General features: G+C 69.5%; 10 protein-coding genes. All 10 read right to left on the bottom strand.

The features are described 5' to 3' along the window. Window positions 1-79 precede the first annotated feature (79 nt). Window positions 80-2434, bottom strand: a complete 2355-nt coding sequence (locus O7624_RS27920; protein WP_282237952.1) for a penicillin acylase family protein — start codon at window positions 2432-2434, stop codon at window positions 80-82. After that, complete coding sequence (locus O7624_RS27915) at window positions 2421-3683, bottom strand: MFS transporter (protein ID WP_198413237.1); 1263 nt, start codon at window positions 3681-3683, stop codon at window positions 2421-2423. Before O7624_RS27915 ends, O7624_RS27920 begins: the two co-directional genes overlap by 14 nt. Next, a complete protein-coding gene (locus O7624_RS27910) occupies window positions 3680-7702 on the bottom strand; it encodes an amino acid adenylation domain-containing protein (protein WP_282237951.1) in 4023 nt (1340 codons plus the stop codon). The genes O7624_RS27915 and O7624_RS27910 overlap by 4 nt, the downstream gene beginning before the upstream one ends. A gap of 165 nt (window positions 7703-7867) precedes the next feature. Continuing rightward, on the bottom strand, window positions 7868-14569 hold the full coding sequence (locus tag O7624_RS27905) for a non-ribosomal peptide synthetase (protein ID WP_282237950.1): 6702 nt from the start codon (window positions 14567-14569) through the stop codon (window positions 7868-7870). Beyond that, on the bottom strand, window positions 14566-17979 hold the full coding sequence (locus O7624_RS27900) for an AMP-binding protein (protein ID WP_282237949.1): 3414 nt from the start codon (window positions 17977-17979) through the stop codon (window positions 14566-14568). The genes O7624_RS27905 and O7624_RS27900 overlap by 4 nt, the downstream gene beginning before the upstream one ends. A gap of 44 nt (window positions 17980-18023) precedes the next feature. Further along, entirely contained in the window at window positions 18024-19067 is a 1044-nt protein-coding gene (locus O7624_RS27895; protein ID WP_282237948.1) for a GntG family PLP-dependent aldolase, read from the bottom strand. Then, window positions 19064-20305, bottom strand: a complete 1242-nt coding sequence (locus tag O7624_RS27890) for an ATP-grasp domain-containing protein (protein WP_282237947.1) — start codon at window positions 20303-20305, stop codon at window positions 19064-19066. The genes O7624_RS27895 and O7624_RS27890 overlap by 4 nt, the downstream gene beginning before the upstream one ends. Beyond that, window positions 20287-21783, bottom strand: a complete 1497-nt coding sequence (locus tag O7624_RS27885; protein ID WP_282237946.1) for an argininosuccinate lyase — start codon at window positions 21781-21783, stop codon at window positions 20287-20289. Before O7624_RS27885 ends, O7624_RS27890 begins: the two co-directional genes overlap by 19 nt. Next, window positions 21780-22832, bottom strand: coding sequence for a cysteine synthase family protein (locus tag O7624_RS27880; RefSeq protein WP_282237945.1), 1053 nt, complete (start codon window positions 22830-22832; stop codon window positions 21780-21782). Before O7624_RS27880 ends, O7624_RS27885 begins: the two co-directional genes overlap by 4 nt. Continuing rightward, a complete protein-coding gene (locus O7624_RS27875; RefSeq protein WP_282237944.1) occupies window positions 22829-23842 on the bottom strand; it encodes a hypothetical protein in 1014 nt (337 codons plus the stop codon). The genes O7624_RS27880 and O7624_RS27875 overlap by 4 nt, the downstream gene beginning before the upstream one ends. Window positions 23843-24048: the final 206 nt, after the last annotated feature.

The following is a 24048-nucleotide window of genomic DNA, read 5'->3' as shown; positions in this document are numbered from 1 at the left end:
TAGGCGCAGGGTACCGTCCCCGGCCGGTCGGCCGGCCCGTCGGTGGGCGCTTGTCGATCCCGCGGTGCGGTACCGTCGTTCAACCTGTCGCCGGGCGTGACGGCAGCAGCGTGAGCGTCCGGTCTGCCGCGCCCTGCGGCCCGGCGAGCGGAACCAGGTAGGTCTGCCCCTGGGCATGGACCGGCGTCTGGTCGTCGTAGTGCGCGGAGCCGGGCAGCCCCGAGCTGCCGTGGCGCAGGACGTCCCGCAGCAGCGGCCCGGCGGGGTCGACCTCGGCCACGAAGCGCCAGGGTGCTCCCTCGATCGCGGCGCCGCTGCGATCCGGGGTCATGAGGCAGACCGAGTGGCCGCTGCCTCCGACCGGGGTCTCGTCGCCGCCGAAGAGTCCGCGCAGCCCGGGAAGCGCCTTGGCGATCGGATGCCGGTCGTTGACGCGGTGCACCGCGTCGTAACGCCAACCTGCCGGGTCCGTGCCGTGTGCGGTGACGATTCTCGCGATCGCCGTCTCCAGCGCTTCGGCGACGACGACCGGAAGTGGCTCGGTCTCGCCGAGTTGTCGTCGGGCCTCCGCGTCGAGAATGAGATGATCAACTTGCAGGGTCAGATCCGGCATGCTGGTAGCCAGATCCGCACCCAGTGGTTCGGTCACCCATCGGTCCACCAGGGCCTGCAGCAGCCGGAGAAAGACAAGTGGCGCCGGCTGCTCGCCTCGGGCGTGGCCGTCCCACTCGCTGAGCAGGCGGTGCCCGGTCCCCGCCAGCGGATCCGTGGGCGGGCGGGCAGCCAGCGCGTCCAGCAGCACCGGCAGCACCCGGGCCGCCCTTCCGTCAGCCAGGTCGTTCTGCCAGCGCGCGCACTCCTCAGCCGAAATCGACCCGTCACGGATCAGCTGCTCGATGCGTTCGGCCCGGTACGGGGCGACCCAGTCGACGCCGACGTGGACCTTCGCGTCGTCCGGCACCAGTTTGTGGTTCGCGGAGATGATGTAGCCCTCGGCGGGGTTGACCGTCTCCGGCAGCTCGTCGAAGGAGAGCAGATCCTGCCACGACTCGGCGACGTCGCCGAACGATGCTGGGGCAAGCCCGCTGCCCGGCCGTCGCCGCGGCACGTTCCCGGCGGTCTTGAGCGCTATGACGTCGTCGGCGGTGGCCACCACCACGTTGAGCACCGGCACGCCGAAGTCCCGCAGGGCCGCCCGGAAGCGGGGATAGGTCTCCGCCCGCCACATCCGCAGACAACCGACGATCTCGGTGGAGGGCACGAAGCCGCTCCAGAAGAGGCCGAGCCGGGCGGCGCCGTCCGGACCCGGCGCGTCGAACTCGACGTGCCGCTGCCCGCCCGCGGCCCGGACCGCGACGTCCGCGCCGCCCCGGACCGAGATGACGCTCTCCTGCCGCCAGGTCGGCCGCGCTGCCGGGCCGTCGAGCAGGCAGAGATCCTGGGTGTCGACAGTGGCGTTGGTGATGCCCCAGGCCAGCCGGCTGTTGCTGCCGGCGATGAGTCCGGGCAGTCCGGGGACGGTGATGCCGTACGCCGTCGCCGGCTCCGCCGACAGCAGCAAACCCATCTGGTACCAGATGCTCGGTTGGGTGAACAGCACGTGCGGATCGTTGGCCAGCAGGGGCGCGCCCGAGCGGGTGAGTCGCCCCGAGACCGCCCAGGCATTGGATCCGGGGGACGTCTCCCCGTCCAGCAGCCCCCACAGCCAGGCACGGGACTGCTCAGGCAACTCGACGACCGGGGCGGACTCGGACGCTCCCGGGCGGCCGAGGCGCATGTCGACGCCCTGCCCCGGACGCCTGATGGTCACCGCGCCGTCGATCGGGTAGCGCGGCGCGGAGAAGGAGGCCGCGTAGCGGGGCCGCTCCGCCGCGAGTCGCATGCGGAAGACCTCCTGCCGGAGGTTGGTGCCGAGGTCGAACCCCAGGTGCTTGACGATGAGCACGGAGTCGAGCGGTGTCCAGGGCTCGGGTCGGTAGCGGAGCAGCAGAAACTCCACCGGCAGACCGGCCCGCCGCCGGAGCCGGCGGATCGCCGCGTTGACGCCGTCGCTGAAGGCCACCAGGCAGGCGTACGACGCACGGTCCACCAGTTCCAGCGACTGGCGGGCCACCCGTTCCAGAGCGAGCCTGCGGGCCCGTACGTCCTCGGGCACGACCGTCTCGCCCAGCACCTCCGCCAGTCGGCCGCGGGCTCGTCGCCGGAGCACGTCCATCTGCCACAGCCGGTCGCTGGCCTGCGCGAAGCCGCTGGCGAAGTAGAGGTCGTGCTCGTCGTGGGCGATGATCCACGGCACCCCACGGTCGTCGCGGCGCACCATGGCCCGGTCGGTCAGGCCGCTCAGCCGCACCGAGCCACGATCGGCGTGTGCCCGCACGGCCGGCGTGCGCAGCAGCCGCAGCGCCCCGTCGCGTACCCGGTCACGTCGCGCCATCGCCGACCGCCGTCCGAGCCCGAGGGGTGGCCTTGCCCATCTGAAGACCGGGCAGGTTACGTCCCACCAGGAGGTAGATCAGGACACTGATCACCGCGAAGACACTCACCCCGAGGAACATCGCCGTGCCGCCGTAGTGCGCCAGGATCAGTCCACCCGTGAAGGGTCCGATGAAGCCACCGAGCTGCGCGAAGGTCTGTGCCCCGAAGTAGCTGCCCCGCCGGTCCGGGGGTGCGATCCGGTCGATGACGGCGAACTCCGCCGGGATGATGAAGGTCTCCCCGATCGTGAAGATCACCATTGCCGCCACGAACTGCCAACCCGGACCGGCGAAGGCGAAGCCCACCATGCCCGCGACGAGGAGCACCCCGCCGATGACGATCGACCGCACCGGGTCACGCTTGCGCGCGTACCGCGAGACGAAGAGTTGGACGACGACCACGGTGACGGCGTTTGTGGTCAGCACGTAGCCGAGGATCTTCGTGCCGTCGGCGAATCCGGCGGAGAGATGCTGCGCCAGCAGCGCCGAGATCTTGCTGTGTACCGCCTCCAGCAGGAGACCCGCGGCGATGAAGCAGAGCAACCGGAAGTCCCGGACGACCACCCGGAAGCTGTCCCGCAGCCCTTCGAGGTGGGTTCGGAAGCCGGTGCTGGGCTCCTGCTCCAGCACCGCAGGTGTCATCGGTGGCAGGAACAGCAGCGTCAGCCCGAACAGGCAGAGATAGACCGCGTAGACCGCCGCGCCGACCAGGAAGGCCACCCGGCCGCCGGAGAGGCCGGCGTACGCGCCCAGCAACGGCCCCACGGCGAACCCGACGTTGACCGCCATGTACTGGTACGAGAACCATCTCAGCCGGTCCTCCGCCGGCAGCAGATCACTCAGCAGCGCCTTCGCCACCGGGTTGAAGGTGCTGCTGCTGAGGGCCAGGGCGGCGTTGATGAAGAAGACCGCCAGCACCCCGTTGCTGAAGTAGAAGGCCACGAAGGAGGCGATGACCCCGGACAACGCGAGCAGCAGCAGCCTGGTGCGGCCCAGCGCGTCGGAGAGTGAGCCACCGACGAAGCCGGCGAAGATCGAGAAGAAGACCGACGACCCGATGATGAAGCCGATCGTGGTCGGGGTGAGTCCCAGCTCCCGATGGAGGAAGATCGCGAGGAAGGGGATCGCCACCGAGTTCGCCAGACTCATGATCCCGGCCCCGGCGATCAGTAGTCGGGCCAACATCATGGGGCGGGTTGTCGTCGTCATCGGGAGGCCGACCCTGCCCCGTCCGTGGCGACGGGCCCACGCTGACCGAGGAAGCGGCGCATCAGCTCGGCCACCTCGGTGACGTGCGGACGGTAGAGCATCGCCTCGTGTCCGGCCGCGACCGAGGCGTACGTCAACGTCTCCCCGGCGATCCGCTGCCAACCCGATCTCGGCTGTTCGCCCTGGTCATGGCGAGTCTGCGCGGCCTCGATCAGCATGATCGAAAGGTCCGGCGGGACCGTGACCGGCGGCCAGCGCAGCGACGACATCCCGCTGAACGCGTCGAACACCTCGGTGAGGTCACCGTTGAGCAGTTCTGGCGCGTCCGTCCCGATCAGCTCCTGGACCTCGGCGAGAATCTGCTCCTCCGGCGTGGTTCGCAGCAGGCTCGGCAGGTCCGAGGGGGCGTGCTCGCGCACCACCGGGAACATCTCCGCCAGGATCGCCAGGAACGAGACGAACTGCTCGACGCGGCTGGTCCCCAGGCGACGCCCCACCGCTTCCGGGTCCACCGAGTCCAGCGCCACCAGGCGGGTGACCGGAACGCCTCGGGCCTGCAGCTCGTGCGCGACGTAGAGGCCGAGCGCGCCGCCGAAGGAGTGGCCCACGAGATCGACAGGTCCGGTGCCCGCCGCCGCGGCGATCACCTCGGCGCATCTGCTGGCCAGCGCGGTGACGGTGCCGTCGCCCCCCTCCTGGAACAGCTCTCTGGTCGACACCGCGAAGAACGAACGATCGTCGAACATGGCGCTCAGCTGGGCGAAGGAGGTACCAAGACCGAGCACCCCGGGAAGCGCGAAGATCGGCGTGGCGCCCTCGGGCCGCCGACGCAGCGCCAGCAGCCGCCGGGTGCCGCGTATTTCCCGGCCGAGCAGGGCCGCCACACTGGACTGCGGCTCCGCCAGGGCACGTCGCAGCAGGTCGACGTACTCGTCGGCGCAGGACTGGATGGTCGGTCGGTCGAACAGGTCGGGGTTGAAGTGCCAGCGCAGTTCGAGGTTCCGGCCGATGTCGAAAACATCGAGCATCAGCTCCGCCTGGGTGTCCTGACTCGGTGACGGAAGCAGGTCGACAGCAAGTCCGTCCAACTCGATGCCGCCGCGTTGGTCGTCCTGGTAGGCGAACATGATCTGGAAAAGCGGTGAGTGGGCGGTCGAGCGGGCCGGATTGAGCCGGGTCACCACCATGTCCAGCGGCACATGCTGATGGTCGAGGTCGAGCAGTGCCTCCTCCCGGACGTGCTGCACGTAGCTCAGGAAAGTGGGGGCGTCGTCCACCCGGGTCCGGCGTACCAGGGTGTTGACGAACATTCCGATGAGTCCGTCGAGTTCGGTGCCGTTGCGGTTGGCGACCGGAGTACCGACGACCACGTCACCGCTGCCCGACCGCTTCGCCAGCAGCATCGCGAACACCGCGTGCAGCAGCACGAACGGGGTCCCCCCAGAGGTTCGGGCCAGCGCTCGTACCGCCTCGGTGAGCCGCGGGTCGAGCCGCTGGATGATGCTCTCACCCGCATGGGTCGCCTCGATGGGGCGGGGCCGGTCGAGTGGAAGGCCGTGCACGAGTGGCAGATCCCGCAGACGTTCCTCCCAGTAGCCGAGGTCACGAGTCGCCTGCGGGCTGTCGGCCCAGCGCGTCACGCTGTAGGAGTAGTCGGCGTAGGTCGCCGGCAACGGCGGTAGCTCGGCCTGATCGGCCGCGAGGTCCTGGTGGAAGGCGCGGTACAGATGGCCGACCTCGCGGGCGAGGATGCCGATCGACCAGCCGTCGGAGGCGACGTGGTGCATGCTGATCAGCAGTGCGTGCGTGTGGGGCATCAGCCTGATCAGGCGTACCCGCAGCATGTCGTCGTGTTCCAGGTCGAACGGACGGCGTAGTTCCTGCTCGGACAACCGCTCGGCCACTGCCTTCAGGTCCGCGCCGGGCGGCACCTCCGCCGTCTCGACCGCCATCCTGAACTGGCCGGCGGGACGGACGACCTGCACGATGCCGCTGTCGGTCAGGCGCAGGACCGTGCGGAGGGCGGCATGCCGGTCGACGATGGCCCGGAAGGCCCGTTCCAGCGCGTCGACATCCAGCTCACCCTCGATCAGGGCGGTCTGGTGCAGGTTGTACGCGGCGCTGTCCCGCTGCAGCTGGGCCAGGTAGTACAACCGTCCCTGGGGGTCGGTCACCGGCACCGGCTCGCCCGGTGGCACGCGGTACAGCGGAATGCCGCCACCGCCCGAGGTACGCCCGTCGGCGCCGCCGCGCCGGACGAGTTGGGTGAGCCCGCGTACGGTCGGGTCGCGCAGGAAGAGACGCAGCGGTATGTCGACGCCGAACTCGCTCCCGATCCGGGCGACCAGCCGGATGGCGAGGATGGAGTGGCCGCCGAACTCGAAGAAGCTGGTCTGCGGATCGACCCGCTCGATGCCGAGCAGGCCGGCCACCACCTGTGCCACCCGGTCCTCGTCGACGTCACCGCTCGACGCGGTCGACACCGGCGCGGCGATCGGCGCCGGGCCGTGCTCGGTGTCGGGTAGGAGCGTCGCTTGGGCGGGATCCGGCAACGCCCGCCGGTCCACCTTGTCGTTCTGGTTGAGCGGCAGGGCGTCCAGGGTGACGAAGACACTCGGGATCATGTACGCCGGCAGCGACGCGGCCAGCGCACGCCGCAGGGCGACGGCGGTAAGTCCTGGCTGGCTCGGCACCAGGTAGGCCACCAGCGCGGTGCCACGTTGTGGTAGATCACGGGCGACAACGGCGACCGCGGAGACCGAGCCGAGAGCGCGCAGGGCGGTTTCCACCTCGCCGAGTTCGATCCGGAATCCGCGGATCTTGACCTGGTCGTCCTGCCGGCCCCGGTACTCGTACTCGCCGGTCTCCATCAGCACGGCCTGGTCGCCCGAGCGGTAGCCGCGCTCCCCCGTCGCCGGCAGGCGCACGAAACGCGCCCGATTCAGTCTCGGGCTGCCGAGGTATCCGCTGCTCAGCGCGGGACCGGTGATGACGATCTCGCCCGGCTGGCCGGCCGGCACCTCGTTGAGGTCGGCGTCGACGAGGGTGAACCGCAGATCCGCCAGCGGCACCCCGATCAGCGACCGCCCCTGATCCAGGTCCTCCCGCCGCACCCGCCGGTAGCTGGCGTAGACGGTGGTCTCCGTCGGACCGTACATGTTGATCAGTTGTGGTTGCTCGTCGCCGTACCTGGCCACCCACGGCCGCAGGTCGGCGAAGTGCAGCGCCTCACCTGCGCTGATGACGTAGCGCAACGGCAGTCGACGGTCGCGGGTGGCGTCCTCGGCGATGAGCTGGTTGAGCGCGGTGGGCGTCTGGCACAGCACCGTGACCCGCTCCCGTTCCAGCAGGTCCCAGAGGGCTTGGGGGTCCTGGGCGGTCTCCCTCGGCACGATCACCAGGCAACCGCCGTACAACAGCGGCCCCCACATCTCCCACACGGACACGTCGAAGGCGAACGAGTGGAACATCGCCCACACATCATCCGGACCAAACCCGAAATGACGCTCCGTCACCCCAAAAAGCCGCAACACATTACCGTGCGAAATCTGCACACCCTTCGGACGCCCCGTCGTCCCCGACGTAAAAATCACATACGCCCGATCATCCCCACCCGACTCCGCCACAGCCACGTCCACCGGACCGCCGACCACACCCTCATCATCCACAAGCACCGAAGGCACACCCTCCGGCAACAACCCCACCAACCCACCACTGGTCACCACCACCGACGGATCAGCATCATCCACAATCAACTCCAACCGACCCGCCGGAGTCCCCACATCCAACGGCACATACGACGACCCCACCCGCAACACCGCAAGCACCGCAGCAACCATGTCAACAGAACGATCCAACAACACACCCACCGGCCGCGACACATCCACACCCGCAGCCCGAATCGCCCCCGCCAACACCCCCACCCGACGATCCAACTCCGCAAACGTCACACCCCGACCACCACACCGCACCGCCACCCGATCCGGAAAACACCGAACCGACTCCCCAAACCCCGCCACCAAACTCCGCGCCTGCCCCACCGACGGCACGCTCCGGCCGATCCGCGCGTCGCCATCGGTGACCGTCGAATCCGACTGACTACGCTGAATCACCCGCTGACGCAGAAGATCTGCAAGAACCTGATTCACGGTTGGCCCTTCGTCAAAACAGTTGGTATCGGTGGGTCAGAACGCGAGCAGCAGCGCGGCGAGCAGGCCCTGCCGTGCCTGGACCGCCGCCAGGAAGTCCGGCCAGGACGGGGACTCGACAATCTGCGCCGCCGCCTTGCCGAGGTCGATGTCATCGCCGCTGATCTCGCGCCAAAGGCGCTCCAGCTCCGTCTGGTCGTCCTGATCGATGAGCCGCATCTCGGAGAGCTTCATGTCGGGGTGGGTGACCAGGAACTCCAGTGCCCGGCCGATCGCAGCCAGGAGCCGATCGATGGTGGCACGGGTGAAGAGCGTCGCGTCGTACTGTGCGGACAGCTCCGGCTCCGGGTCGAACACGAAGCGGAACAGCAGGTCGAACAGCGCGGTCGCCGGTGGCAGCTGCACCAGCCGACCGGTCACCTCGGGCAGCGTGCGTAGGTCGAGCGGGTAGTTGTCGACGGCGACCATGGCCTGGACCAAGGTCGGCATCCCCGCGACCCGAGGCGGCCGCGCCGCCCGCACGATCTCCTGGAACGACAGCTGTTGATGATCCAGCGCGGAGAGGGCGCTGGCAGCTATCGCATCGACCAGGGCAGCGCCGGTGGCCTGTGGCTCCACCCGGTACCGGAAGGGCAGCGTGTCCGCGAAGTAGCCGACCAGGTTCTCCGTCTCGGCAAGGTCGCGGCCGGCGACCGGGGCGGCCAACACGATGTCGGTGTGCTGGGCGAATCGGCTGAGCACGATCGCCGCCGCGCTGTGCAGGAGCATGAAGGTGGTGACCCCGGCCTCCTCCGCGGCGCGCTGCACGCGATCCCGCTGTCCGGTTGGCCACCGCACCGCCACGTAACCGGCCTCCCGACTGCGCTCCTCGGTTCGGGGGAAATCCGTCACCAGGCCGAGGTCGCCGGAGTAGCCGTCCAGGTAGTCCCGCCAGAAGTCGACGTCCGCGCCGGCCGTGGCCGCCGCCCGCTCGTGCCGCCAGAGGGCATAGTCGGCGTACTGGATCGGCAGCTCCGGCAGTTGGGGCGGCAGCCCCTGCCGGTGCGCCCGGTACGCCTCGGTGATCTCGCTGAAGACCACGTTCGTGGACCAGCCATCCGACACCAGGTGATGACTGCTCCACTGCAGCACATGCTCGGTCGGGGTGAACCGGAACAGGCGGGTGACCACGACCGGGCCGCTGGTCAGGTCCAGCACGAGGTCACTGAGGACCTGGTCCCGGACGTACCTCGTCATCTCCGTCGGATCGGTGAGCTGCTCCCCCGTCGCGTCCACCACGTCGAGCGTCACCACCGCGTCCCGGTCGGGTCGCTGATAGCTGCTGCCCTCCTCGGTGCCGAAGCGCATCGAGAACACCTCGTGCCGGCTGGTCAGAGTCGTGATCGCGGAGCGCAGCGCGGTGATGTCCAGCGCCCCGGACAGGTGCAACAGCACCGTGTTGTCGTAGGAGCGGTCGTCCGGGTCGACCTGGCACAGGAACCAGAGGGCGGCCTGGTTGGCGGCCAGCGGGAACCGGTCCGGTCGGGGTTGTGCCGGCCGGATACGCGTTCCGTCGGTCGCCGGCACGACCCCGCGACCGCTGGCGATCCGCTGGGCCAGGGCGCGGGGGTTCGGATTCTCGAACAGCAGACGGATCGGCAGATCCATCCCGAAGCGATCCCGTAGCCGGGCCATCACCTGCGCCGCGTGCAGCGAGTGACCGCCCAGGCCGAAGAAGTCGGTGAGTGGACCGGGCCGCATCGACAGCCGCAGCACGCTGCGCCAGACATCCATCACGACGGCCTCGGTCTCGTTCCCCGGTTCGAGGTCGTCGGTCAGCTCGGGCGGCGGTGCCGGCTGCCATCCGGCGAGGGACCGGGTGTCGACCTTGCCGTGCGGCGTGCGGGGCAGCACGTCGAGGCGGACAAGGTGATCCGGTACCGCGTACCGGGGCAGGATGGCGGCCAGTTGCTCGCGTAGTTCCAGCGGGGACACCTCGGCCCGGGACGGGCCCGATCCGGCAGCGGTCCCACCGTCGCCGGCAACCGTCTGCGGGACGAAGAACGCGACGAGCTGGTTGCCGTGTTCGCCGTCCGAACGCACGATGACCACGCTCTCCTGCAGTGTCGGGATCGCGGCGAGCGCCCCCTCCACCTCAGCCAGCTCGACGCGGTGTCCGCGTATCTTGACCTGCTTGTCGATCCGGCCGAGGAACTCGAGGTTCCCGTCAGGCAGCAGTCGGCCCCGATCACCCGTCCGGTAGGCCACGATCCCAGGCTGCTCGGCAATGGGATCGGGTACGAACGCGGCGGCGGTGCGCTCGACGTCGTTGACGTAGCCGGCACCGACGCAGAGCCCCCCGACGTACAACTCGCCCGGGGTGCCCGTCGGCACCGGTTCACGGTGTTCGTCGAGGACGTAGACCTTGGCGTTGTCGATGGGACGGCCCACCGGCACCGAGGCGGCCCGCTCGTCGGCCCACCCGATGATCTCGTAGTGGGTGCAGTCGTCGGAGACCTCCGTGGCCCCCCACATGTTCAGCAGTCGCACCTGCGGCAGGTGCCGACGGAATGCGTTGGCGCTCTTCGGGGTCAACGTCTCCCCGCTGGAAACGACCCAGCGCAGCCGGAACGGCGGGAAGGCGGCCAGTCCGTAGTGGGTCAACTCGGCGCTGAAGACGCTCAACACCGTGGGTGAGACCTCAAGTACGGTGATGCCGTCCTCGGCCACGGCGCGCAGCAACCGTGACGGATCCTGACTGATCTCGTCGGGATAGATCACCGATGTCGCGCCCACCGCCAGCGGCGCGAGCATCTGCCAGATCGAGATGTCGAAGGTGGCGGCGGCGTCCTGGGAGACGAGGTCGCCGGCACTGATTCCCAGCGTGCCGATCTTCGCTTCCAGGTGGTTGAGCATCCCGTCATGCCGGATCGTCGCGCCCTTGGGCTCACCCGTCGAGCCGGAGGTGAAGATGACGTAGGCGGCGGCCCGACCGCCGGGCAGTGGCCCGGCGTATCGATCGTGCTCGTCGCCCGAGGCCACCAGTTCGTCGAGCAGGAGCAACGGTGTCGGCCCGGCCGCCTCACGGAGCGCTGCCTCGCTCTGCCTGTCGCCGAGGACCAGCGCGGCCTGGCTGGTCCGCAGCATGCTGGCCACCCTGGTCGGTGGCCCCGAGGGCAGGGGCAGGTAGATCGCGCCGATACGCATCGCCGCCAGCGCGGTGACGAACGAGTCGATGCCCCGTGCGGCCGACATGCCGACCACGGTTCCGGCCGTGACGGCTCGTCGCGCCAGCCGGGCCGCGATCCGCTCGATGCGTACGGCCAGCTCCGCGTAGGTCAGCGAATCCTCGCCGCAGCGCACGGCCAGCGCCTCCGCGTGGGTCGCGCACGACTGCTCCAGCAGGGTGAAGTAGCCGGGCGCGGACAGTGGCCGGGCGGGCGGTCCGAACGCGGCGACAAGCTCCTGCCAGTACGTCTCACCGAGCAACGTACGCCGGCTGGGCACGGTCTCGGGGTGGGCCACGGCATCGGCCAACGCGTGGCGGTACAGGGCGGCGATGAGCCGCACCTGCGGCTCGCTCAACCGGTGCAGATCGGCCTCAAGATCGAGAGAGAGCAGCTTGGTGAAGGGGTCCTTGTTGAACTCGGTACGGAGCGCGAAGTGCGTCTGGATGTACGCCTTCGCGTCCACCACGGTCAGGGACGTCGCGGACGCCAGCTGTTCGTAGCTGTGGAAGTGCGTGTAGTTGAAGCTCACGTCGGTGAGCTCCCGGCCGCCGTTGAGCCGCTGCAGTTCGGCGTAGGGAAACCGCCGCACGGGCAACAGTTGCTGTTCCTTGGCGTACGCCGCCCGGATCAGCGCCATCCAGGTGGTGCCGGAGGTGGCCAGCCGGTACGGCAGCAGGTTGAGGTGTACGCCGATCACCTCGGCGCCGCCCTCCTCCTCGACCCGACCGTTCGACTCCACGCCCAGCACCAGGTCGGAGCGTCCGGTGACGGTGGCCAGCACCCGGGCGTGTACCGCCAGCAGCACGTGCTTGAGCGAGACGGCGCAGCGGGCGGCGAGTTCGTCGAGCGCCGCCGAAAGATCGGCGTCGACCTCGACGCTGAGGAAGCCGATCTCGTTACGGGCGGCCGTCCCGGTCGCGACGGCATTCCGGGGCAGCAGGGTCGGCTCCGCCCCGCTCAGCTCCCGCGCCCAGAACTCGTGGACTGACGGATCGCGCAGCGTCTCCTGCTCAAGCGCGATGAAGTCGGCGTAGCGGCGTCGGGGTGGGGCGGCCACCGGCTTGTCCCCCGCCCGCAGCTGCCAGTAGTCGGAGAGGATCTCGGTGATCAGCGATGATTCGCTCCACCCGTCCAACAGCGCGTCGTGGAAACTGACGGAGAACTGGAACTCGTCGGCCGACAGCAGGTGCACCGTGTACCGCATCAACGGAGCGACGCTCCAGTCGTACCCGGTCTGCCGCTCCCCCAGTTGCCACCGGCTCAGCTCGGCATCCTGTTCCTCTCCACCCAGGTGCCGCAGGTCCACCACGGTCACCCGGGACGGCGCGCTGGGATGCACCAGTTGCAGCGGTTGCGAGTGGTCGGTGAACGTGAAGGAGGTGCGCAGGATCTCGTGGCGGGCCACCGCTCGCGCGACCGCCTGCTCCATCGCCCGATGGTCGTAGCCGGCTCGGAGCCGGAACATGAAGATGTCGCAGTACATGTTGACGTCAGCGTCGTAGGCGCTGTGGAAGAGCAGGCCCCCCTGGAGGGTGCTGACCGGGTAGGCGTCGGTCACGCCGTCCGGTAGCGCCGCGCGGTCCGCTGCGCTGATCAGGCTGAAGGGCGGGGTCGGCGGGCGATTCTCCGACGGCGCCTGCGCAGTTCCGGCGAGGGCGGCGAGTCCGGCGGGTGTCGGAGTGCCGTAGATGTCGACCAGGTTCAGCGTGACGCCGCGCTCCTGGGCGCGGGCACGCAGCCGCAGGGCCGTGATCGAGTCACCGCCGACGCTGAAGAAGGAGTCGTCGCTGCCGACGCTCGGTACGCCCAGCACCTCGGCGAAGATCTGGCGGATGAGGGTCACCAGGTTGCCCTGCCCGGCGGCCTCCACCGGGCGGGATTCACGCAGGCTGTTCGCGGGGGTGGCGGTCGGCAGCCGGTCCCGGTCGACCTTGCCGTTCTGGGTGAGCGGGATGGCGTCGACGGGCACGATGAACGACGGCATCATGTAGTTCGGAAGCCGTCCCCGAAGGCGGGTGAAAAGCTCGCCGGGGTCGAGGTCGTCGTCGGCGACCAGGTGGGCGACGATCCGTGGGCCGGTGCTCGGCGACGGGGCACGGCGGCTCTCGCCGCGCAGCAGATCCCGCACATCGGTGATCTCAAGCGACGCGGTCCGGTTTCGCAGCACCGGATCGGCGGCGGTCTCGGGCCGGACCACGGTGACGACGACCTGCCGTACGCCGGGGATGCCGGCGAAGGCGGCGTGCACCTCGCCGAGTTCGATCCGGAATCCGCGGATCTTGACCTGGTCGTCCTGCCGGCCCCGGTACTCGTACTCGCCGCTCTCCACCAGCACGGCCTGATCGCCGGAGCGGTAGGACCGCGCCGTGCTGCCGGGCAACCGGACGAACCGCTCGGCGTCGAGCTCGGGCCGGCCCAGGTAGCCCGCGCTGACCCCCGGCCCGGTGACGATGATTTCCCCCACCTCGCCGGCGGGCACCTCGTTGAGGTCGGCGTCGACGAGGGTGAACCGCAGGTCCGCCAGCGGCACTCCGATCAACGACCGCCCCTGATCCAGGTCGTCGCGCCGCACCCGCCGGTAGGTGGCGTGCACCGTGGTCTCGGTGATGCCGTACATGTTGATCAGTTGTGGTTGCTCGTCGCCGTACCGGGCCACCCACGGCCGCAGGTCGGCGAAGTGCAGCGCCTCGCCGCCGAATATCACCCACCTCAGGGGCAGTCGACGGCCCCGGGTCGCGTCCTCGGCGATCAGCTGATTGAAGGCGGTGGGCGTCTGGCACAGCACACTCACCCGCTCCTGCTCCAGCAGGTCCCACAACGCCCGAGGATCCTGGGCGGTCTCCCTCGGCACGATCACCAGGCAACCGCCGTACAACAGCGGCCCCCACATCTCCCACACCGAGAAATCGAAGGCGAACGAGTGGAACATCGCCCACACATCATCCGGACCAAACCCGAAATGACGCTCCGTCACCCCAAAAAGCCGCAACACATTACCGTGCGAAATCTGCACACCCTTCGGACGCCCCGTCGTCCCCGACGTGAAAATCACATACGCCCGATCATCCCCACCCGACTCCGCCACAGCCACGTCCACCGGACCGCCGACCACACCCTCATCATCCACAAGCACCGAAGGCACACCCTCCGGCAACAACCCCACCAACCCACCACTGGTCACCACCACCGACGGATCAGCATCATCCACAATCAACTCCAACCGACCCGCCGGAGTCCCCACATCCAACGGCACATACGACGACCCCACCCGCAACACCGCAAGCACCGCAGCAACCATGTCAACAGAACGATCCAACAACACACCCACCGGCCGCGACACATCCACACCCGCAGCCCGAATCGCCCCCGCCAACACCCCCACCCGACGATCCAACTCCGCAAACGTCACACCCCGACCACCACACCGCACCGCCACCCGATCCGGAAAACACCGAACCGACTCCCCAAACCCCGCCACCAAACTCCGCGCCTGCCCCACCGACGGCACCGGAATGTCCTGGCTGTTCATCGTCCTGCCTCCTCGACGGCCGGCGCGGGGCCGGGCGATGCGATCTCCTTGAGGGCCGACTGGAACTCCGCCACGATCCGGGCTGCGGTGGCGGCGTCGATCCGCTCCCGCTGGTAGACCAGACGGAACGTCAGGCGGTCGGCGTGCCGGGTGCCGTACAGGCTGACGGTGAAGGCGACATCCCGGGGAGGTACGTCCACCACCGACACCTCGACCTCTCCGAGCCGCTGGCGGCATCCGCTGGACGGGATCGAGAAACCATCGTCGAGCAGCCCGTCCGTCGACTGCTGAAAGGTGAACGTGGCCTGGAACAGGGGTGTCTGCCCGTGCCGGTCCGGGCTGAGCGCCTTGACCAGCCGGGCGAACGGCAGATCAGCGTCGGCCAGGGCGTCGCGCAGTTCGGCCCGGCTGCGGTCCTCGATCTGTTCCAGGCGCTCGTCGTCCTCGAACCGGCCGGCCAGGGGCAGCATGTTGACCAGGTAGCCGACCATGTCGGCGAAGCGCCAGTCGTCCCGGCCATGGTGTGGGGTGCCGATCACGATCCGCTGTTCGCCGGTCGTCCGATGCAGCGCCCTCAGGTACGCCGCGACGAGGCTGACGAACGGCGTGTGCCCACGGAGCTGGGCCCGCTGGTAGAGGCGGTCGGCACCGTCCACCTCGAAGTCGATGATCGCGGCGGGGTTCCGGCCCGGAGTGCCTCCCGTTCGGACGGTCGGGAAGAGCAGGTGGTCGCGCAGTGGGTGCCACCGCTCGGCAAGCGCGGTGAGCCGGCGCCGGGCCGACTCGTCGTCGGTTGAGGCGGACAACCACCGCTGCCGCTGCACGTAGTCGCCCCGGTCGGTGGCGGGAAGCTCTCCGCCCAGGCGCACCCCGGGCAGCTCCGCCAGGATCTCCATGAAGATCACCCGCAACGACCAGTGGTCGACGATCGCATGGTGGCAGACGAGCATGAAGACGGTGCTCTCCGGCGTCAGCACGGCGGCGGCCCGGACCAGCGGACCTTCGGTGAGACAGAACCGCCGGTCGGCGACCTCCCGCAGGAAGAAGTCGACCGACTCGTCGATATCGGTGAGCGCCACCTGCGACCAGTCGAGCTGAGGGCTGTCCCGCACGATCTGCGTCCCGCTGCCGGGCGACCCGAGCACCGTGCGCAGCGCCGGGTGCCGGGCCACCGCCGCCGAAACCGCGGCGCGCAGCAGGTCGGGGTCGTACCGACGGGACAGGCGGACGGCGCTGGTCAGGATGTTCGCCGTGTCCTGCGGATGGAACTCGTCATAGAACTGCATCTGCACCTGGCCGTCGGTGGCCGGCGCGACCCGATCCGGAGATCCGGTCGTCGGCTCCGGCTGCGCGGGCTCCGGGGGCTGCCCGGTCAACACCACCACCGCTTCGGCGATCTCTTCGAGGGAGCGGTCGCTGGTGAAGAGTCGACTGTCCAGGGAGCGGCCGAGCTGCTGTTCGCACCTCACCTTCACGGTGGCGGTACGCAGCGAGTCGAGCCCGAGTGCGGCCAGCGGCCGGGACCAGTCCTGCACCGTCAGCTGCTGCCCCGCGGCGCTGACCAGCGCGGCCAGCAGTTGACGCACCAGCTGCCGCCGCGTGTCCCGGTCGCGACGGTGTAGCGCGTCGAGCTGGTCGGCGGTGGGCGGTGCCGGACGCGGCTGTGGATTCTCCGAGTGCCCCAGCACCCGCAGCCGGCCGGTGAGATGGCGGGCCCGGGTCTCGCTCCGCCGGATCTTTCCGCTCGACGTCTTGGGCAGGGAGCCCGGGTAGACCAGCACCACCTCGGCCAGTTGGAGGTCACACTCGACACCGACGGCGCGCAGCACCTCCGTCCGCACCGCGGCCGCCGCAGCCGGATCGCGCAGGCGGGCCAGAGACGCCCGGGCCACCTCGGCCACCAGGGTCACTGGCGGGGCGTCGGGATCCGGCTGGAATGCGGCTGCGGCACCGCCGCGCAGGTCGGCGCAGGCGGTCAGCGCGACGGTCTCGACGTCGTGCGGGTAGAAGTTCCGCCCGGCGACGATCAGCAGGTCCTTGCTGCGGCTGACCGGGTACAACTCGCCCTGCCAGGTGAAGCCGAGGTCCCCGGTCCGAAGACAGCGCCCCTCGCGACCAGGAACGTCGGCGTGGAAGGTCTGTCGGGTGGCCGTCGCATCGTCCCAGTACCCCTGGGCCACGCCCGGCCCCCGCACACAGATCTCCCCGATCTCCCCGTCGGGCAGGACCCGGTCGTCGTCACCGCCGCGAATGACGATCTCGGTGTGCCGGGCCGGTCGCCCCGACGAGACGAGGCTCGTGCCGGCCTCGCTTGTCTCCTCCGGCAGCTCGACCAGCCGGCCGCGCTCCAGTTCCCGGCGGCTGACGTGTCGGGACCGGTACCCCGTTCCCGGTTCGGCTCCGGCGACGAAGAGAGTGGCTTCGGCCAGGCCGTAACAGGGAAAGAAGGCGTCGCGGTCGAAACCGTGCACGCCGTAGCACGTCGCGAAGTCCCGCATCGTCTCCGCGCGCACGGGCTCGGCCCCGTTGAACGCGATCCGCCACCGGCTCAGGTCGATGTCGGTGAGCCGGGCCCGGTCGTACCGTTCGACGAGCAACTGGTAGGCGAAGTTCGGGCCACCGGAGCAGGTGGCGCCGAAGCGGTCCACGGCCAGCGGCCACAGCATCGGATCGTGCACGAACGCGAAGGTGTCCAGCAGCACCGAGGGAATGCCCCGGTAGACGGGCAACAGGGCGGTACCGATCAGCCCCATGTCGTGGTACATCGGCAGCCAGCTGAGGACGATGTCGTCGGGGCGGATGCCGAAGCCCTCGGCGATCGCCTCCTCGTTCTGCACGAGGTTGCGGTGGCTGACCATCACGCCCTTGGGCTGGCCTGTCGAGCCGGAGGTGTACTGCAGGAAGGCCAGATCCTCGCCGCCGGGCCCGGGCCTGACGGCAGCCACCCCCGCGCTGCCGGGCTCACCGTGCAGGAGTGACTTGAACGGATGGATCCGCATCGAGGCGGTCGCGTTCCCACCGAAAAAGGCGGTCAACTGCTCGACGAAGAGATCCGTGGTGACCGCGTGCGCCGGTTGGCAGCTGCGCACGACGCTCTCGATCCGATCGAGCCGCGCCCCCGGGCGGGGCGGGTAGAGCGGCACCGCGACGACACCGCTGTGCAGGCAGCCGAGGAACGCGGTCAGGAAGTCGAGACCGGGTGGCAGGATCAGCAGGGCACGGTCGCCGGGCCGCGTCGATTCCCGCAGCGACAACGCGACCCGTAGCGCGTTCTCCTCAAGCTGCGCGTAGGTCACCTGCTCGATCGCCCCGCCGGCCTGGACGAACGTGAACGCGACAGCGTCCGGACGCCGCTGTGCCCAGTGGCTCAGCGCGGCGGGGATCGAAGGGAACTCGGGGAGGCTACTCATCTCGGCCTTCCTGCCACGGACGGCGGCGGTCGGAGCGGGGTCTGTCAGCGCGGGTGGCGTTCGGCGGCGGTACGGATGACGTGGGCCGCGCGTCGCGCGTCCGCCCCGCTGACCCCGCCGTGGAAGACCGCCCGCACCCAGCCGGCTTCGAGTTCGAGGAGGCGAACTCCCCCGTCGGCGCAGTGCCGCAGGAACGAGGTTTGGCTCTCGACGCCGGCGGCCCGGAAGAAGACGATGTTGGTACGGGGTGCTCCGCCACGCAGCTCCAGCGCGTCGGAGGCCATGAGCAACTCGGCGAAGATGGCCGCGTGCTCATGATCGCTCCGCAGCCGCTGCTCGACATCGTCGAGCGCGATGAGACCGGCCGCCGCGAGCAGACCGGCCTGGCGCATGCCACCGCCGAGCATCTTGCGGATCCGTTGGGCCCGTTCGATCACCTCCGCGCTACCCACCAGCAGCGAGCCGACCGGCGCGCCCAGCCCCTTCGACAGACAGAACTGCGCCGAGTCGGCGAGGCTGGTGATCTCGCCTACCGGTACGCCGAGGGCGACCGCGGCGTTGAAGACCCGCGCACCGTCCAGGTGCAGCCGGATGCCGTGTTCCCCGCTGAGATCCCGCAGGTGCTTGAGGTATCCCAGGTCCAGTGGCACGCCCCCGGCCATGTTGTGGGTGTTCTCCACGCAGAGCAGTGCGGGCAGCGCGAACTGCGGATCCTGCCGGTCGACGGTCAGCTCCTCGGTCAACCGACGCGGGTCGAGCGTGCCGTCCGGCAGGTTCGGCACCGGGCGCAGCACGGTGCCACCGAGCACCGACGGTCCGCCGGCCTCGAAAAGGTACAGGTCGCTGCGGTCACCGACGATCACCGCCCGCCCACGTTCCGCCTGGGCCATGACCGAGCAGAGGTTGGCCATGGTGCCGCTGGGGGTGAACACCGCCGCCTGATGCCCGGTCAGCGCCGCCGCCCGCCGCTCCAGCGCCCGCACGGTCGGGTCCTCACCGTAGACGTCGTCTCCGACGGCGGCCTCGGCGATGGCGTGTCGCATGGTCGCGTCGGGCACGGTGAAGGTGTCACTACGCAACTCGATCATTTGCCGGCCATTCCGTTCTCCGCGTGGTCTGCGAGCCGTACGGTCAGTCGACCCAGCGCCGTCTCGGCCTGCCGAGCGGCCTCCGGACCGGTGTCGGCAGCGGCGATGACCGAGCCGATCCGGTCGGTGAACGCCCCGGTCACCGCGACGCGATCCCCGACCGCCACGCCAATGTTGACGGCGCGGACCGCCGCGGTCCGTTCCGCCGGCTCGACCCCGTCGACCTCGGCTATCTCCCCGTCGCCCGGCGCGATGAGGAATCGGATCGCGGCGTGTGCGTTGCGCAGTGGACGCAGTTTGGGCAGGTCGCCGCTTGCCCGCGCGATGACGCAGTCCACCAGGTCGATGCCGAGGGCCGCGCGTACCAGCTCGGGGATCAAGCCGCCGGCCAGGCGTGGGTTCACCTCGATGATCATCGGTCCGTCGGGACTCAACCGCAGCTCGGTGTGCGTCGCCCCCCAGGTCAGGCCGAGCGCCTGCAACGCGGATCGCGCGCATTCGGTAAGCGCGGCAGCAGCCGTCGGCTCAAGCTCCGCGGGAAAGTCGTGCCCGGTCTCGACAAAGTGTGGTGGCGGGCCGAGCTGCTTGGCGGTCAGGCCCACCAGCTCACCGTCGAAGAACTCCGCGGAGAACTCGGGCCCGCTGACGAAGCGCTCGACGAGGACTCTCGGCTCAACGGGCAGACCCCGCTCGTTGACCCTGGTGGCGAGCAACCGGGTCGCGTGCTCGACGACCTCCCGGCTGGTGCGGCACAGCCGCACCCCCACCGAGCCCGAGCCCCGCACCGGCTTCACCACCAACGGACAGCCGAGTTCGACCGCGACCGACGTCGCCTCGCCCGGCGTACGGATCACGCGGAAGTCAGGCACGGATACGCCCGCTGCCAGCAGCGCCTCCCGTTGCAACCCCTTGTCGCGGGCCTGCTCGACGGCAACGGGATCGGGGCCGGCGAGACCCACCCGCCGTGCCGCCCGGGCGGCGACCGGGACGAAGTACTCGGAGCTGGAGGTGACGCCCGCGACCGGCCCCAGCTGCTGGCAGGCACGCGCGACCGTCTCGGCGTCACCGGTGTCGAGGACGAGCGCATCGATCCCGTCCTGGGCGAGGTACGGATAGCGGGACGGATCGCGGGCGAGCATGACCGGACGTAGTCCTCGGTGCCGAGCTGCCCGGCAGTAGAGCCGACCGGTCCCCGTGGTGTTGCTCTCCACGAACACCATCACCCCCGAGGCGTCCACCGATCCTCCTTCTGCTGGTTGGCCGTGGTCCTGCCGTGCCGCAGCTCACGGACGGCGCTGTTCAGCTCGGCACGGGCGGCGGTCAGCCGCGCCAACTCCCGCTGACTCCGGTCGCGGAGGACCCGCAACCTGCCGTACACGTCGTCGTACCCGCGCTGCCAGTCACCGGGGCCGCCGCCGGCGTCGGTGAGGCTCGCCGCGATCGCCGGGTCGGCGACCTTGGCGGCCGCCGGGAATCGCTGCGCCACCCAGTCGATGCCGGTCGGCTCGCCGTCGGCCTCGGCCAGCTGCTCCCGGATGGCCGCACCGACAGTGTGGTGCGCGACCCGGAAGGGCATGCCGTCCTGGACCAGTCGGTTGGCCACCGCCGTGGCCGTGGTGATCCCCTCCACCGCCCGCTGTCGCATCCGGCCGGGACGTGGTCGGGCGCCGCTGACCAGAACCTGACCGAGCTGTACGACGTCGGTGGCGGCTCGCAGACCCGGCCAGGCGAGTCCGACCGCCTCGGTGCCGACCTCGATCGAGTTGGTGAAGGGTGCGCCCTTCATCGCGGTGACCGCGCCCACCCAGGACGAACTCACCCTCCCCACGGCGGCCGTGACGTGTTCGAGCAGGAAGGCGTTGCGCTTCTGCGGCATCGCCGAACTGCCGCCGACGAGACGGTCGGGAAACTGGATGAAGCCGAACTCCTCGGTACTCCACAGCTGCAGGTCGGTGCCGAGCCTGCTCAGCACGACGGCCACGCCGGTGGCGTCCGCCAGCAGTCGCAGCGCGACGTCCCGGCTGGCGATGGCGTCCAGGGCGTGCACCGGTGGTTCCTCGAATCCCAGCAGCGCGGCGACCCGGGCCGGATCGATCGGCAGGTCGCTTCCGGCGACCGCACCGGCGCCCATGGGGCAGCGCCGTAGTCCCCTGGCCGAGTCCCAGGCCGACTCGATCTCCCGGGTCAGCCCGGCCGCCACGCCGGTCAGGTAGTAGCCGTAGGTGATCGGCATCGCCGCCTGGTAGTGGGTGTGCACCGGCATCACGACGTCGCGGTACTCACGTCCCCGGCTCAGCAGCACCGCGACGAGCCTCGACGTTTCCTGAAGGAAGGACAGCAGCCACTCGCGCAGCCGGGTCAGGGTGATGGTGGCCTTCATGTCGTTGCGGGAACGTCCGGTGTGCAGTACGCCGCCGACCTCCTCGCCGAGTTCCGCGGTGAGGTACTGCTCGTAGGCCAGATACAGCCCGCGCGGCATGCGGGCGTTGGCGAGGGCGGCGAAGCGGCTGTCGCGAAGCTGCTCGATCAGCGTCACCAGCGCGACCGCCGCCTCGGGCTCGATCAACCGCCGCTCCCTGAGCATGACCACGTGTGCCAGGTCCACCAGGGTGGTGCGATCGAGTTCCTCGGCGATCTCGGCCGGCGTCGGCTCACCGTAGATCTGCCGCTGCGTCCGCAGGCCGATGGGCTCCTTGATCCGGCCCGTGTCGCTCATCGCGCCGCCACGCTTGCGGTGCCGCGATGTTCGAGGACCTCGTGCAGGCTCCGTCGTCCCCAGTTGAACCAGGACCACTCCGCGTGCTCGGCAAGGGGGTGGCTAGTCTCCACCGGCCGATCCTCGGTCGAGTCGGCCAGGTGCCCCTGCTCGGCGAGCCACCGGTCGTCGTAGACAGTGGACTGGTAGCGGTAGCCCTGGTCGGGCAGCATGACCACGGTCACCGCGTCGGGGTTCGTCATCGCCACCCGCTCGGCCACGAGAAAGGCCGCGCCGCTGGTCGGCCCCTGGAAGACGGCGTGCTCGCGGTGCAGTTTCCGGGTGGCCCGGTAGGCCTGACCGGCGCTGCACCAGTGCACCTGATCGAACGCGGTGTGGTCGAGGTTCGGTGGGATCAGACTGTTGCCGAGGCCGCGCAGGGATCGCGCTCCGTCGGGTTGACCGAACAGCACACTGCGGTGTGTGTCCACGCCGATCAGCCGCAGGTCGGGACTGACCGATCGGAGGAAGGAGGCCGTACCGCACATGGATCCGCCCGACCCGACCGGTCCGATCAGCAGGTCGACCTGGGGCAGGGCTTCGCTGAGCAGCTCGGCCACCAGGGAGTAGGAGCGGGGGTTGTCCGGGTTCGCGTACTGCTCGGGGCAGAACGAGTCTTCGTGTTCGGCACGGATCTCCGCGAGCCGCTCCAGCCGCGCCCCCTGGTAGCCACCGCTCGCGGCCATGTGCCGGACGATCTCCACGGTCGCGCCGAGGTCGGTCAGTCGCCGGTGCAGTTCGTCATCGATCACCGGGTCGCTGACCAGGATCAGGCGTCGGCGCAGCAGCGCGGTCTGCATGGCCAGGGCGAGTCCGAAGGTACCCGAGGTGGTCTCCACGATGAGCGTGTCGGGACCGATGTCGCCGCGCGCGACAGCCTGCCGCAGGATGTAGCGTGCCGGGATCATCTTCATCAGCGTGAACACGACGCCGAAGAGGTTCGGTCCCAGTCGGACGATCTGCGGTCGTTCCACCCCTGCGGTGATCTCCTCGAACACTGAGGATCTCATCCCCGTCCTCCCGTCTTGGCCGGCTGCGAACAGAACACCTCGGTATGGGTGATGCCGGCATGTCTCATGGCCCGGACACAGCGCTCGATGTCGTCCGAGACGGACGCACGCTCCGGATCGAAGATCAGGCCAGCGACGGAACCGCTGTGCGCGACCTGCACTCCGGCGGCGGCGTGCGCCTCACCGATTGCGATCAACGTTTCGAGTTCAGGCTTGGGAAGGAAGCGCTGGTTCATCCGGGCGCTCGCCGTCGCCACGGCGCCGATCAGCGTCACGTCGGCGGTGGCGATGCCGTGCCGCAACGTCGAGAGCATGACCTGCAGTCGAATCAACTCGTCCGGGTCGTACTCGGCGGGCGTGAGCGTCAACGTGTCGACGCTGAGGTCGGGACCGGCCACACAGCCGACGACGATCACCGGCGGCAGCGGGGTGGTGAAGTCCTCCAGCACCACCCCTTCGCGCTGCGCGAAGAGCACGGTCCGGTCCTCGATCATGATGGAGTCGGAGGCGCGCTCGGCGAGTACGCTCAGTCGGGCGATCTCCGCCGGTTGCAGGGACAACCGGTACCAGTCGGCCACGGCACGGATGCTGGCGACCACGTCGCTTGTGGACGCGCCCAGGCCCAGACCGCTCATGACCGCCGTGTGATTCACCAGGTGCCCGTGCACGGCAGGGCTCCCGGAGCGCTGAGCGCAGTAGTCGACGGCAAGCTCGGCGGCCCGACGGGCCTTGTCCTTACTGCCCGGCTCAACCGTGATACGCACCGGACCGGAGCCGGCCTTTCCTCGGAATATCGCCACCGTTTTCAGATCGACGACCGGCATCGTGACCAGACCACGACGAGGGTTACCGGATTTGTCGTGGAAAACGCCTTGAAGCAACTCGCCATGGTGCCCCATGGCAGTGCCAACACCGACTCTACCCCACCAGGAAGGTGTCGAATCTGTCGCGATATCGGTTTGAGCAAAAGACCTCGGTTGATGTTTACGTGGCATTTCGCGGATGTCCAACAATTCCCCCCGGACTAGGGACATACTGCGACCGCCGGAGGCTCTCACGACACCGCAACGGCTCCGTCGCAAACAGTAGCCGCGACCACCAAGTCTGTCAATGCAGCCTACAGGGACCACGAATAAGCAGGTCAGAGTGCATTGGACGAGCTCATGATCAATGCTGTGTGACATTCGACGAGACATTCATCGAGCACCTTGTCACG

The sequence above is a fragment of the Verrucosispora sp. WMMD1129 genome (genome assembly GCF_029581255.1).
In the GTDB taxonomy this organism is placed as follows: Bacteria; Actinomycetota; Actinomycetes; order Mycobacteriales; family Micromonosporaceae; genus Micromonospora; species Micromonospora sediminimaris.
This window is presented reverse-complemented; position numbering and strand designations above follow the sequence as displayed.